14 protein-coding genes and 1 riboswitch are annotated in these 13,259 nt (G+C 35.0%); of the genes, 12 read left to right on the forward strand and 2 right to left on the reverse strand.

Annotation, left to right across the window (positions count from 1 at the left end; all coding sequences use genetic code 11):
- The first annotated feature begins 463 nt into the window (after nucleotides 1-463).
- The gene (locus BG05_RS15220; RefSeq protein ID WP_002033283.1) at nucleotides 464-1,291 is read left to right on the forward strand and encodes an endonuclease I family protein; all 828 of its coding nucleotides are present in this window, start codon (nucleotides 464-466) and stop codon (nucleotides 1,289-1,291) included.
- Between the two features lie 142 nt (nucleotides 1,292-1,433).
- Here the strand turns inward: BG05_RS15220 and BG05_RS15225 are convergent, their stop codons facing one another.
- Nucleotides 1,434-2,864 (reverse strand): YfcC family protein, encoded by a 1,431-nt coding sequence (locus tag BG05_RS15225; protein ID WP_003190456.1) that lies wholly within the window; start codon nucleotides 2,862-2,864, stop codon nucleotides 1,434-1,436.
- 198 nt (nucleotides 2,865-3,062) lie between these two features.
- Here BG05_RS15225 and rraA point away from each other — a divergent pair, with 198 nt between their 5' ends.
- The 7 genes from rraA (at nucleotide 3,063) to BG05_RS15260 (ending at nucleotide 10,826) form a co-directional block, all read left to right on the forward strand.
- Nucleotides 3,063-3,548 (forward strand): ribonuclease E activity regulator RraA, encoded by a 486-nt coding sequence (gene rraA, locus BG05_RS15230; protein WP_002185379.1) that lies wholly within the window; start codon nucleotides 3,063-3,065, stop codon nucleotides 3,546-3,548.
- A gap of 395 nt (nucleotides 3,549-3,943) precedes the next feature.
- Entirely contained in the window at nucleotides 3,944-5,764 is a 1,821-nt protein-coding gene (locus tag BG05_RS15235; protein WP_033734153.1) for a DUF4430 domain-containing protein, read from the forward strand.
- 123 nt (nucleotides 5,765-5,887) lie between these two features.
- On the forward strand, nucleotides 5,888-6,709 hold the full coding sequence (locus BG05_RS15240) for a DUF4430 domain-containing protein (protein ID WP_003190452.1): 822 nt from the start codon (nucleotides 5,888-5,890) through the stop codon (nucleotides 6,707-6,709).
- A 23-nt stretch (nucleotides 6,710-6,732) separates the two neighbouring features.
- Entirely contained in the window at nucleotides 6,733-7,611 is an 879-nt protein-coding gene (locus tag BG05_RS15245; RefSeq protein WP_033713760.1) for an energy-coupling factor transporter transmembrane component T, read from the forward strand.
- The gene (locus BG05_RS15250) at nucleotides 7,584-9,245 is read left to right on the forward strand and encodes an ABC transporter ATP-binding protein (protein WP_033734149.1); all 1,662 of its coding nucleotides are present in this window, start codon (nucleotides 7,584-7,586) and stop codon (nucleotides 9,243-9,245) included. The genes BG05_RS15245 and BG05_RS15250 overlap by 28 nt, the downstream gene beginning before the upstream one ends.
- Complete coding sequence (locus BG05_RS15255) at nucleotides 9,218-9,919, forward strand: ECF transporter S component (protein ID WP_033734146.1); 702 nt, start codon at nucleotides 9,218-9,220, stop codon at nucleotides 9,917-9,919. Before BG05_RS15250 ends, BG05_RS15255 begins: the two co-directional genes overlap by 28 nt.
- 184 nt (nucleotides 9,920-10,103) lie before the next feature.
- Entirely contained in the window at nucleotides 10,104-10,826 is a 723-nt protein-coding gene (locus tag BG05_RS15260) for a YwiC-like family protein (protein ID WP_003190444.1), read from the forward strand.
- A 31-nt stretch (nucleotides 10,827-10,857) separates the two neighbouring features.
- Here BG05_RS15260 and BG05_RS15265 read toward each other — a convergent pair whose 3' ends face one another.
- Nucleotides 10,858-11,049 (reverse strand): hypothetical protein, encoded by a 192-nt coding sequence (locus BG05_RS15265; RefSeq protein WP_002084448.1) that lies wholly within the window; start codon nucleotides 11,047-11,049, stop codon nucleotides 10,858-10,860.
- 121 nt (nucleotides 11,050-11,170) lie between these two features.
- A riboswitch (SAM riboswitch) is annotated at nucleotides 11,171-11,269 on the forward strand.
- Nucleotides 11,270-11,307: 38 nt separating this feature from the next.
- Here BG05_RS15265 and BG05_RS15270 point away from each other — a divergent pair.
- The 4 genes from BG05_RS15270 to BG05_RS15285 all read left to right on the forward strand — a co-directional run bounded on the left by BG05_RS15270 (nucleotide 11,308) and on the right by BG05_RS15285 (nucleotide 13,219).
- Entirely contained in the window at nucleotides 11,308-11,628 is a 321-nt protein-coding gene (locus BG05_RS15270) for a hypothetical protein (RefSeq protein ID WP_002110869.1), read from the forward strand.
- 205 nt (nucleotides 11,629-11,833) lie between these two features.
- Entirely contained in the window at nucleotides 11,834-12,271 is a 438-nt protein-coding gene (locus BG05_RS15275) for an SWIM zinc finger family protein (protein ID WP_003190441.1), read from the forward strand.
- A 22-nt stretch (nucleotides 12,272-12,293) separates the two neighbouring features.
- Nucleotides 12,294-12,869 (forward strand): NAD(P)H-dependent oxidoreductase, encoded by a 576-nt coding sequence (locus BG05_RS15280; RefSeq protein ID WP_002128254.1) that lies wholly within the window; start codon nucleotides 12,294-12,296, stop codon nucleotides 12,867-12,869.
- Nucleotides 12,866-13,219, forward strand: coding sequence for a hypothetical protein (locus tag BG05_RS15285; protein ID WP_002167980.1), 354 nt, complete (start codon nucleotides 12,866-12,868; stop codon nucleotides 13,217-13,219). Before BG05_RS15280 ends, BG05_RS15285 begins: the two co-directional genes overlap by 4 nt.
- Nucleotides 13,220-13,259: the final 40 nt, after the last annotated feature.

Genomic DNA, 13,259 nt, shown 5'->3' on the forward strand with positions numbered 1-13,259 from the left:
TCTCAATATAAAAATGTTATCATTACTGCACAATGTGTTGTGAACTCAGAATTACCAAAGTTTCTTTAATTAAAATAGATTGGTGCCTTACATGGTATCCAATCTATTTTTGTACTTATTCTACAGAGGAAGAAGGGTTTTACACAAAAAATAAAGACAGTTATAGAAAAAAGAAAAGTCGAACGATTTATCAAATATGCATAATTGCATAAAAAAATTGAAATTTATAAGTTAACATTAAACTACTTTTTAATTGTAAAGAATATTTTAATAATCTTTACTAGAGAAGGATATTCCTTGTGAAAAGTAGATAAACAAAAAGTGTGGAAATAATACAGACTCAATAGAGTTTTGTATTAAATAAAAAGAAAAGGATGGGTATGGCTTTCTAAAAGTTTTTGGGGGCTAGAAAGCATTTTTTAGTTAATAGCTTCAAATTATATTTTAAAGGGGAAATGGGTATATGAAGTTTAGAAATACAAGGCTTGCTATGGTTACACTATCTTCATTTTTTATTTTAGGTACTGCATCTCTATCATTCACAGATATCATACACGGTGAAGTAGCTTCTGCATCACCACAAGAGATTATTGTAAAAAGCTATGACGATACATATTATAATAATGCAATAGGAAAAATGGGTTTAGAATTAAAGAAGGAACTTCATAATATTATTGATGATCATACAAAGTTATCATACAGTGCGGTTTGGGAAGCACTAAGAGATACTGATGAAGATCCAAATAATAAAAACAATGTGCTACTCTTATATACTGGGCGTTCGCAAGGGAAACTTACGAATGGTTCAGGAGTTGATAATTGGAACCGAGAGCATGTTTGGGCAAAATCTCACGGTGATTTTGGAACGACTGCAGGAGCTGGAACAGATTTGCATCATTTAAGAGCGACGGATGTATCTGTAAATAGCTCACGTGGAAATCTGGATTTTGATAATGGTGGTGTGAATCATTCAGAAGCGACAGAATGTAAGTACGATAGTGATTCTTGGGAACCTCGTGATAGTGTAAAAGGAGATATCGCTAGAATGCTATTTTACATGGCTGTTCGTTATGAAGGAGACAACGGCGAAATAGACTTAGAATTAAATGAAAAGGTGAATAACAATAAAGATCCATACATGGGTAAACTATCCGTTTTACTAAAATGGAATGAACAAGACCCTGTCGATGATTTAGAGCGAAAGCGTAATGAAGTGATTTTTACGAAATATCAACATAATCGTAATCCTTTTATTGATCATCCAGAATGGGTAAATAAAATTTGGAATTAAAATATTTAAAGGTATTTTGCTTTGAGAGAAGGGATTGATCACTATGATCAATCCCTGTTTATATCTATACTAGAATAAGTGATTTTTATAGGATTGGAGAATAGAATAGATATTTTATTAAGTTAAGTATAATATGATTCTTTTAATACGGTCCCCACTCAATATTCACGCCAATAATAAGAAAAATAAGTCCAATGATAAACCAAATGAATGCAAGTGGAGCCATGAAGCGAATCCATTTTCCATAAGAAATGCCGCTCGCTGCGAGAACGCCCATTAAAACACCGGAAGTTGGATTGAGGCAGTTCACTACACCTTCTCCAAGCATAACAGCCTGTACTGTAACTTGGCGTGTAATATGCATGAAATCGGCTAATGGAGCTAATATCGGAATGAAAATAACAGATTCTCCTGTCCCGGATGAAATGAGGAAATGTAATGCGGCACTACTTACATACATGCCGAGAACGCCAAATACAGGGCTATGTCCTTCGAGAGACTGTGCGAGTTGATTAACAATTGTATCAAGTAATTTGCCTTGTTCTAAAATGACTGAAATACAACGAGCCATTCCGACGATCAAAGCACCGTATATGAGATTTTGGCAGCCTGCTAGAAAAGTAGAAGCGATATCGTTTGCTTTCATACCACCTATTATTCCCGCTGTAATTGCTATGAATATAAAAGTAGCGGTCATTTCTGCGTCCGTCCAATGTAGACGAAAAGCGCCTATTAAAAATGCAATTAATGATAAAGCTGAAACGAGTAAAATTAATTTATGACGTATTGTCCAAGGAACTTCTGTTTTCTCTGTTTCTTTCTCACTTGAAAGAGCATTACTTGGAAACCAGTTATCTCCGAGTATGCTTCCTTTATTCGATTTTTTTAAGCGTTTTACATACCAATTAATATACAAAATGGTAGCAATTAAAAAAGAGATATAAATTGCCGTACGTAAACCAATTCCTGAAAACATCGGGAGTTCTGCGATTTTTTGTGAAATGCCTAAAGGTGAGGGAGATAAAATAGTAGCATTAAAACCAGCATAAGTGCCTAAATAAATAATTGCTACGCCGACGATAGCGTCCCATTTTAATGTGCGTGCAACGATGATGCCGATGGGGATAAAGCCGATAACTGAGTTCACGATAATACCAGTCGTTCCGAGAATAGAAAAGAGTGCGGCGACAATACAAATGAAAAGTAATTGCTGATTCCGAAATTTGTTAATTACATGATAGATTAAACCGTCAAGAGCACCTGTTTTTTCAAGAATTACAATGGCTCCACCTGTAAATAAAATTAAGAAGATGATAGGAGCAGCAAGTGTCATTCCTTTTTCAATAGCGGTAAAAAAAGAAACAAACCCTACCGGCGATTGTGGAACAGAATGATAACTTCCTGGTATTGTCGTTGTAACAGTACCGTTTGTGACTCTTTTAAATTCTCCAGCAGGAACGAAATATGTAGCTATTGCACAAAGTAAAGCAATAAAAAATAGTAGTACGTACGCGTCAGGCATTTTAAACTTTCGTTTACTAGGCTGTTTTTTTGCCTCGGTCTGTAATTGCATAAAACCCCTCCTTTTTCACTTGGTTAATTTTTAATATTCTGAAATTTATCTGTGAAATAGATTATAATAAAGGTGGCTTCTTAAGGCAATAGTTTTTCTGTCCTTTTCTTACACATACAAATTGTTGCAACATTAGACAGGGAAACGAAAAAAATCCAAGAATATGTAATATAAAAGGAAAAGAAAAGAGGGAAAGAGATGTGGAAAACTACGGATCTATGTGATGAATTTGAAAAGGAATTACAAATATGTCGCCAGTCTTTTCAATCTTATGGGAAGAAAGAACAATTCTATGGAAAAATCGCAACGGTAAAAGTGAAGGATGATAATGTACTAGTAAAAGAGGGGTTACAAACACTGCCAGAAGGAACAGTATTAGTTGTTGATAGCGGAGCTTCTAAAAATTGCGCGTTACTCGGTGATAATTTAGCAGCTATTGCGGAAGAAAGAAACTTAGCAGGAATTATTGTAAATGGATATGTTCGTGATTCTAGTGAATTAAAAAATATTAATATTGGTATTTTAGCGTTAGGGACGATGCCAAATAGAAGTGTAAAAGAAGGAAAAGGAGAGCGAAATATTCCGGTGCAATTTGGTGAAGTTGAATGGAAACCGAATGAATATGTTTATGTAGATGAAGATGGAATTATAGTTAGTGATAAAAGCTTACATAGTGAGGGATGACTTCTAATAATGGAAGGCTATTAAGCTATTATTCTTAGAAAATAAATCCGATAAAGCATGGACAAAATTCTTTGTCAATAGTAAAATAATACAGAAAATCAAAATTTGTAGAATGTATAGGTTTATCGTATTTACGATAAAGTGAAATTTTAATCAGTAGGGATTTTGTTCATCCCACTGATTATTAGCCTTCACCAATCGGGCATTTACGGGCAGTTGATCCCTACCTAACTTCTTTGCTTTCGTTGAATTTGAGGTGGGGGTCTTACTGCTCGTTAATGCGGGTAGGAGGTGTTGTACATTTTTGTTCGACACTTACAAAAAGAGAGTGTCAACCGCATACCCTTAAAGGGTCTTTTTTTGTGTGAATGTTAGTAAAGGGAGGGAATTTTGGGATGGCAATGTTAAAGAAATGGCTGCTTACATCATTAATGGCAGTGGCACTTGTATTTGTTTCTTTTGCGAATACAGTACATATTACGTTTGCTGAAGGAAAGACAGCGAAACTTGCAATTATTGGTGAATCACAAAAAGGAATTATGTTATGTCCGAAAGAAGTTTCCATTGAAGATGGAGAAACAGCTTTTAGTTTGCTACAAAAAGTTATGGGTGACAAAGTAACATCTGAAAGTATGTCATTTGGAACGTATATAAAGGGCATCGATGGATTAATGGCCGGAGCAACGAGCGGTTGGTTGTATGATGTAAATGATAAATCTGCAGAAGTTGGGGCGGATAGTTATAAATTAGAGTCTGGGGATGTTGTTGCATTTCGTTACGTTGCAGACTGGAGTAATATGAGTCAACAAACGTTGCAACAAACGTTAGATAAATTTGGCACTTGTAAAACTGTAGAAGAGCCAAAACCAGAGGAACCGAAAACAGAAAAGCCAGATGGTAAGCCAGAAGAACCGAAAACAGAAAAGCCAGATGGTAAGCCAGAAGAACCGAAAACAGAAAAGCCAGATGGTAAACCAGAAGAACCGAAAACAGAAAAGCCAGATGGTAAACCAGAGGAACCGAAAACAGAAAAACCAGATGGTAAACCAGAAGATAAAGTAACAGAACAACCAAAGCAAGAGAAAGTCGAAATTCCAGCAGCACAATTAAACGAAGCGATTTCTAAAACGTCAGAAAAGATGTTACAAGATGGAATTGGTAGTGATTGGGTTGCGATTGGACTTGCTCGTTCAGGTGTAAATGTTCCGCTTGAAACGAAAATAAACTATGTTAAGCCAGTAGCTGAAAAGGTTAAGAAGCGTTTAAATCGTTTTTCAGCAACAGATTTAGCTAGAACGATTATTATGATGAATGCAATGAATGTTGATCCTACAAAGGTAGAGGGACAAAATTTAGTACAAAATTTATTTGAATCAGATAAAGTGAATTCTGTTACAGGATACGCATTTACATTACTTGCATTAGATACAAAGAAATATGAGATTCCGGCCGAAGCAAAATGGAATCGAGCTGCTTTAGTACAAGCACTTTTACAAGCGCAGCATACAGACGGTGGCTGGACATATGATAGTTCAAGTAGTAAAGAAAGTGTTAGTAACGTTGATGTAACAAGTATGGTATTAGCAGCATTAGCTCCTTATCAAGATCAAGCAGATGTAAAGCCAGCTATTCAAAAAGCTGTTGATTATTTATACAAGCAGCAGCTAGGTAATGGTGGTTTTGCCGCTGATGGACAAGAGAATTCTAATAGTACTGCACAAGCAATTATTGGACTATCGCTAGTTAAAGATGTAGATCACGATCGTCTTAATAAAGCAGTACAAAATTTAATGTCATACCAGCTTCCAAATGGTGAGTTCAAATGGTTACCAAGTGATCAAAAAGGTAGCGGAATGGCTACAGAGCAAGCATTTTTAGCTTTACTTCAGTTTAAAGATCTTGGGAAATCGATTTATGATTGGTCAAATGTAGTAGAGAATGAAATTGATACGAAACCAATTGTAGAGCCAGAGACAACTGTAGAAGAAAAAGAAGTTGTAGAACAGCCGAAACAACAAGAAGAGTTACAAGAACAACCAAAAGATGAAAATCTAAAAGTTGTTGTAGATAACGAACGAGTTAATAAAGAAACAAACAAGAATAAGAATCAATTACCACAAACAGGAGCATTTTCTCATAGTGCAGCAACAGAAGTGGGTATGGGTGTATTATGTATCGCTTCTGCATATGTATTATGGAGACGTAAAGCAGCTTAACAAAAATTAGGAGCAATCATTTGCTCCTAATTTTATTATAAAAGTGAGGGCTAATAATGAGTGGGGATGAACAAAATCTTCACTCATTAAAGTTTCACTTTAATATGAAAGGTGAGGGACAGCATGAGTAAGATGAAATGGTTCATTTCTTTAGTTCTTTCATTGGGATTATTAGCCGGATGTGAAGAAACGGCTGTAAAACCTGAGAAGAAGGCAGAACCGAAGCAAGAAGAGCAAAAAGAAGTAGCGAAACAGGAAGAACAAAAAGATGTACCGAAACCAGAAGAGAAGCAAGCTGAACCGGAACAGAAACAACAAGAAGAGCAGAAAGATAAACAAGAACAAAAAGTAGAAGAGAAACCGAAAGAAGAAAAAGCGCAGGAACAACCTGAAGTAAAGAAAGAAGAGAAACCAAAGGAACAGCCTGCTGCAAATAAACAACCAGAGCAACAAAAAGTACAAGAAGAGAAACCCCAGCAGCCGAAAGCACCAGAAGTAAAAGAAGAAGCCAAGGTTGTTAATCAGCCAAAAGAAACACCAAAGCAGGAACAAAAGAAAAATCCAGAAGAGAGCAATAATCTACCAGCTCCGCCAACACCAGTACCACCAGTACCACCAGTACCACCAGTACCACCAGAACCTAAAGCGAAACAAGTAACAATCTCAGTAAAAGGAAATGAAGGGTACTTATTAGGTGCGAAACAGGTTGATGTTCAAGAAGGCGATACAGTTTACAGTGTGCTAAAGAGTACAGGATTAGAGATTGATGCAATGGGCTCTAAAGGTGATATTTATGTAAAAGGTATTAATGATTTATACGAGAAAGATATTACTGCTACTAGTGGCTGGAAATATCGTGTGAACGGTGCTTTTCCAAACTATAGTGCTGGTGTAGTTAAAGTAAAACCAGGCGATACAATCGAGTGGGTGTTTGTATTAAAATAGGAAAGGATCTTCGGTAAAGGACTATGAAAATAAGCTTTTCTTCTTTACATCCTTTTGTTAATTTTTTCTATTATATTGGGGTGATGATACTATGTATGATGTGTCTTCATCCTCTTTTTTTAATTGGAGCGATTATACTAATTATAATCTTAAATATAGTACAGGGAAATGGTGAGAAAATAAGAAAGATGCTACCTAGTACTATCGTATTCTTTTTGATGGTTATTTTATTTAACTCTTTATTAACGCATAGAGGAGCGACTACGTTATTTTATTTAGGAGATAGCCGGATTAAGCTTGAGGCCTGTATGTATGGACTTGTTATGGGTTTATTATTAGTTGCGATTATGTTTACGTTTGCTTCTTATAACGATATTATTTCGAGTCATAAATTTTTATATTTATTTTCAAGAATTTCACCGAAAGTAGCATTGTTAACGATGATTACAGTGAGGTTTGTTCCTTTGTTTATTAGGCGGTTAAAGAAAATTACACTCGTCCAAAAAACGAAAGGTGTGCAATTAGATTCAGGTTCACTCATTGAGCGTATAAAAAATGGAATGAAATTACTGCAAGTGTTATTAGTTTGTTCGTTAGAAGATGCACTACAAACAGCAGATTCTATGCAAGCTCGTGGGTTTGGTGTAACGAAACGTACGACATATATTCGATATAGAATGGAAAGACGTGATTTGTATACGCTAAGTTATTTAGTTTTTCTATTAATAACTTCATTTATATTTAGTTATTATGGCGGAGGGAAATTGATTATCTATCCAAAAGTGGAATCAATACTGTTCCAGCAATACGATGGAATTATGTTTATATTATTTATGATGTTTGTTAGTTTACCAATTATGATGGAAGGAAGGGAATGGATATGGTGGCGCATGCAGAAATGAAGAATTTATCATTTATATATATTGATGAAAATGAAGAAGCGTTACAGCATATTTCTCTTTCTGTTCAAAAAGGAGAATTTATAGTACTTGCTGGCGGTTCAGGTTCTGGGAAGACAACTTTATTAAAACATTTTAAAAAGGAGTTACTTCCAATTGGCACGCGTTCTGGACATACATATTATGATGGTGCTTTATTAGAAGAAGTACCAGATTTATTATCTGCCCAAGAAATTGGTATGGTATTTCAAAATCCAGAAAATCAGATCGTAATGGATACCGTTATTCAAGAATTAGCATTCTCTTTAGAAAATATCGGATTACCATCGCATATTATTCAACAAAGAATAGCGGAACTCATTAGCTTTTTAGGATTTCAAGATTTGTTACATCAATCTGTTCATACTTTATCTGGTGGTCAAAAACAACTTGTAAATTTAGCTGCGGTGTTAGTCATGCAGCCGAAACTATTATTACTGGATGAACCGACAGCACAACTAGATCCGATTGCTGCGAAAGAGTTTTTAGGATTATTAAAACGTATTAATGAAGAACTTGGAATTACGATTATTTTAAGTGAACATCGTTTAGATGAAGTTATACCGCTCGCAACACGCGTTGTTTGTATGGATAATGGCAGAATCATTTATGATGGTACTTCTAAAAGTGTGATAGTGAACATGTGGGAAGTAGAAAAGTTTCGTCCATTCATTCCGCAAATTCCAAGATTGTTTTTAGAGTGGAATGTGAAAGAGATTCCATTTACAGTGCGAGAAGCACAAATGAAAATGAATGATTTTTCAGCGATATCATATAGGAATGGGCAAGTAGAACAATGTGAAAAGCGAGATGTAATTTTAAGTGCAGAACATATATCTTTTCAATATGAAAAAAATAGTCCACTTATTTTACGAGATTTAACAGTGAACATCGAAAAGGGAAAATGGACAGCTCTAGTTGGGAAAAACGGAACAGGGAAGTCTACACTGTTAACGATTTTAGCAGGATTGCAAAAAGCTAGAAGAGGTAAGGTAAAGTGGAATGGGAAAGTGGTACATAAAATTGATTCGAAAGAACGATTTAAAAGTATAGGGTACATATCGCAACATCCGTACTATCATTTTACTTTTGATACAGTATGGGAAGAGGTTTATGAGCGTGCGCGTGAATTATATGGTGAAGAGGGAAAAACAATAGCAGAAGAAATGTTGAAAAAGTTCTGGTTAGATTCACTTAAAGAGCGCCATCCACATGATTGTAGCGGCGGAGAGCAACAATTACTCGCATTATGTACAACGTTATTATCAAAGCCAACTTTATTATTACTTGATGAGCCGACAAAGGGACTAGATCCATGGAAAAAGGAAAGAGTAGGAGAGCTATTTAAACAGTTGCAAAAAGAAGGTACAACAATTGTAATGGCAACGCATGATATTGAGTTTGCAGCGAAATACGTTGATCAGTGCATGATGTTATTTGACGGGAAAGTCATTATGAATGATGCACCGAAAGAGTTCTTTAGTGGTAACTTCTTTTATACAACATCTATTAATCGATTCATCCGTAGAGAGTTGCCACTTGCATTAACGTGGGAGGATGTGTACGAAGCGTGTCCAAACGATATGTTGCATTCATAATATTTATTTTTGCTGTTGTAATATGTACACTACTCTTTACGACTTTTATTATGGACGGGTATTACATGGTAAGTAGTTTGTTTTTATTAGCTGTCATTATGTTACCTTTCTATGTTCGTTTTGAAAGGAAGGCGTTTGTTTCACGTGAAATTGTTATCGTTGCTGTGTTAGCGGCGATTGCAGCGGTTAGCCGGGTACCATTTTCTATTTTACCAAGTGTACAACCGACTTCTTTTGTCATTATCGTTTCTGCAATTGTTTTTGGGAGTGAAACTGGCTTTATGATTGGGGCAACGGCGGCTATTGTATCTAATATTTTTTTAGGACAAGGTCCGTGGACGCCGTGGCAAATGTTCTCTTGGGGCATGATCGGGTTTATAGCAGGACTATTACGTAATACATTTTTAATGAAAAAACTGTGGGGAAGACTGTTGTACGGATTTGCCGTTGGATTTCTATTTGGCTGGATTATGAATTTTTGGGGTCTTCTTGGTTTTATACAGGAAGCAACGTGGGAAACAGTTATTGCTTACTATGTCGCAAGTTTTTACTTTGATCTGAGTCACGCGATATCGAATGTTGTTTTCCTTCTGCTATTTAGTACGTCATGGATTACGATCCTCACAAGATTTAAAAAGAAATACGGTATATTAGATGAGCATAACGTGACATAGAAAAGCATACTCATATAAGGTAGGGTCGCGACTTACATATTCGTTTGCCTCTTTCATGCTTCTTACATATTGTAAGGAGCATTTTTTATTGTCAAAAAATAGATTCAATATATGTCCGTTATTATATGAATTTATTTGTATAATAGTAGGTGAGAACTATTTTCAAGAGGGAGGTGTATAGTTAATGAAGTTAGTTATTCCGAAGCAACATGGAGCATGGGCGATGCTTGTCATACCATTTCTATTAAGTGTATTACTTGGTAAACCTACTTTTTATCATATCCCATTGTTTTTAGCCTGGTTCTTTATCTATCTAGCTACTTATCCATTTCTCATGTACATAAGGCAAAGACGAAAAAAAGAATTTCTACACGCTGCAATTATTTATTTTATCATTGCATTTGTATTTGGGATGATTTCTTTATTATATGAATGGCGAATTCTTTTATTCGCAGTATTAATGATTCCATTGTTTATTGTAAATATGTATTACGCTCGTCAAAAAAATGAACGAGCATTACTAAATGATGTTTGTGCGATTATATTGTTTTGTATAGGTGGTTTAATCAGTTATTATTTCTCCGTGAAATTCATAGATAAAACAGCATTATTCATTGCGCTTATTTCATTTCTATATTTTTTAGGAAGTACGTTTTATGTAAAAACGATGATTCGTGAAAAAAATAATCCGAAGTATCGTTTTATATCTTGGGGATACCATATTGTATTAACGGTAATTGTATTTGCTATAAATCCATGGTGTTCACTCATATTTGTACCAAGTGTAATTCGGGCCATTATGTTGTATGGCAAAAAGATTTCTATATTAAAAGTAGGGATTTTAGAAATTGTTAATTCTGTATATTTTTTAATAATAACGGTAATAATGATGAAGTATGCCATTTGAAAAAAACTTCCCATCTTTTGATGGGAAGTTTTCATTCTTGTTCTAAAATGTGAACGGTGTAATCGCAACGTTGAAGAGCTTGCTCTACAGCGTAAAGGGATTGTTCAATACGTGCGCGATTAAAATCTTCTTCAACAGTTTGTAATGCATCTTCTAAACAATGTTTCGCTTCTTGTAAGGAATGAAAAGAATCTTGTACGTATCCACGAGCATTCTTTTTCAAAGTAGTAGCCTCCTTTTGTACATCTTTTTGTAGTATGAACAATAAAGAAGAAAATATAATTTTTTATATTTATTTGACAATTATAATAAAATTACGTATAGTTAAATTTAAAGTGAATATTTTCTTATCCAGAGAGGTGGAGGGACTGGCCCGATGAAACCCAGCAACCGCGATGCAGGTGCTAATTCCAGCAGAACATATTTGTTCTGGGAGATAAGACGAAGATATACGTAACTTCTTCTTATCGGAGAGGTTTTTTTGTTGCAAAAAAACCGATTACGAAAACATATAATAAGAAGAAAGGGGTTGCGAAGTACTGTGACACTCGAAAAATACGTAAAACTGCGTAGTACAGTTTATGAATATATGATAGAGCAAGATAAGCCAATATCATTGTTAGATATTCAAGAACATATCGTTTCGCATCATGAAGGAAAATTCACTAAAAAAATGTTACATCAATTTTATTTATCAAGACTATTAGATGAACTCAAACTGGATGGGAAAATTACTTTAGCTGATGATGAATATCGCTATGCTGAAAAAGGGGTATTTTATAAGGCGGGAAAAGGGAGCTGAGCTCTCTTTTTTTTGAAGTATGTAGAGTAAAAGACTGCTAAAGCAGCCTGATACAAGGGAATGGTGTTGAGTGTGTAGTGTCAAAGATTGAATGTGCCTGAAAGAGGCACTTCATATCGGCTGCAAATGAAAAGAGACACCTCCGCCGAATAGGTGTCAGTCGTTTTGTCACGTAGACTCGCTACTTGACAGTTATTAGAATAACATGCAGGATTTTGGAAGTCAAAAGGGAATTAGAGGAAGAGGTGTTGTGATGTATGCATACTTATTAAAAGATATAATGAAATGGATTCCAAAGTACATTATAGATAGAGGATATGAATATTATGAAGAGGGACATGTAGAAGATGTTGAAATACACGACAAGAAAGTATTTGCTTTCGTTACTGGAAATGCAGGGAATTATGAAGTGATTATTGATCTTGAAGATTTTGCAGAAAGTAGCTGCGAGTGTCCTTATGAAAATTATTGTAAACATATGGCGGCAGTTGTGTATGAAATTCAAGGTACTGGTGAGAGTACAGTTAAAGAGCAATTGAAAGGTTTAGAAAAAGAAGAGCTACTAACAGTATTAAATCGTTTGTTACAAAGTTCGAAAAATGTGCAAATTGTAGAGAAGATGTTAAAGAAGGGGAAACTTTAACTAAAGAGGGAGTTGTTTTGTAGTGAACGTACTAATTATATACGCTCATCCTAATCCTTCAAGCTTTAATGGGGCAATTTTAGAGCATGTGCAAAAAGGACTTGAGGAAACAAATCATTCTGTTACGCTACTTGATTTATATAAAGAACAATTTGATCCAGTGCTTGTATTTAATGGAGAGAAGAAAAGACGTGATTTACTAAATGAAGAAGAGACGAAGCGATATAGAGAATTAGTGCAGAAAGCGGATAGTCTTCTTTTCATATATCCGATATGGTGGTGGAGCATGCCTGCTATTTTAAAAGGATTTATCGATCGTATTTTTATAGCTGGATTTGCTTATAAATATGAAGGAGCTTTACCGAAAGGGTTATTGAAAGGAAAGAAGGCGTGGGTTATTAATACGTTAGACTCACCGTTATGGTACGTGTCCCTATTATATCGATCAGCGGATTGGATTATGATGAAAAGAGGGGTTTTACGTTTTTGTGGTATTCGCGATATAAAACGTTCTACTTTTCAATCTGTGAAAACGAGTAAAGTAACGAAGCGTGAAAAATGGCTGTTACAAATAGAAGAAGCGGCTCGTACATTATGAATGAAATCGATCGTATTATAAAGTGTTGCAATTATGATGACGAACTTTTGCGTACGTATATTAATTGTTTAGTCCAATTGAAGAAATACAGCGAAACGTTTCAACAAATTCAAATACAATTAAGAAATGATTATTTAATAAGAGGGATTTGTGAAAGAGAAGTTGATGAGGTGATAAAGGGAAGTAAAGAATATGAAACATATTTTCTTCCTAAAGTATTGCAGTGGAATTTCCTTAAGAACAATCCTCATATGATTGAAAAAGTATGTGAAGATTTGTTTACATATGAAGCATTAAATCATGCAGAGGTAGAGTGGAGAAAGGTAATAAGCTGTATAGATAATGAATGATTTATTATATAAAAAAGCTAGTATAAAACTAGCTTTTCGT

Origin of the sequence: Bacillus mycoides (assembly GCF_000832605.1) — a bacterium.
GTDB lineage: Bacteria > Bacillota > Bacilli > Bacillales > Bacillaceae_G > Bacillus_A > Bacillus_A mycoides.

What these genes read in the sequence shown, in the direction of transcription:
- BG05_RS15220 (WP_002033283.1), top strand. Translation starts at nt 464, where the DNA reads ATGAAGTTTAGAAATACAAGGCTTGCTATGGTTACACTATCTTCATTT.
- BG05_RS15225 (WP_003190456.1), bottom strand. Translation starts at nt 2,864, where the DNA reads ATGCAATTACAGACCGAGGCAAAAAAACAGCCTAGTAAACGAAAGTTT.
- rraA (WP_002185379.1), top strand. Translation starts at nt 3,063, where the DNA reads ATGTGGAAAACTACGGATCTATGTGATGAATTTGAAAAGGAATTACAA.
- BG05_RS15235 (WP_033734153.1), top strand. Translation starts at nt 3,944, where the DNA reads ATGGCAATGTTAAAGAAATGGCTGCTTACATCATTAATGGCAGTGGCA.
- BG05_RS15240 (WP_003190452.1), top strand. Translation starts at nt 5,888, where the DNA reads ATGAGTAAGATGAAATGGTTCATTTCTTTAGTTCTTTCATTGGGATTA.
- BG05_RS15245 (WP_033713760.1), top strand. Translation starts at nt 6,733, where the DNA reads ATGAAAATAAGCTTTTCTTCTTTACATCCTTTTGTTAATTTTTTCTAT.
- BG05_RS15250 (WP_033734149.1), top strand. Translation starts at nt 7,584, where the DNA reads ATGGATATGGTGGCGCATGCAGAAATGAAGAATTTATCATTTATATAT.
- BG05_RS15260 (WP_003190444.1), top strand. Translation starts at nt 10,104, where the DNA reads ATGAAGTTAGTTATTCCGAAGCAACATGGAGCATGGGCGATGCTTGTC.
- BG05_RS15275 (WP_003190441.1), top strand. Translation starts at nt 11,834, where the DNA reads ATGCAGGATTTTGGAAGTCAAAAGGGAATTAGAGGAAGAGGTGTTGTG.
- BG05_RS15285 (WP_002167980.1), top strand. Translation starts at nt 12,866, where the DNA reads ATGAATGAAATCGATCGTATTATAAAGTGTTGCAATTATGATGACGAA.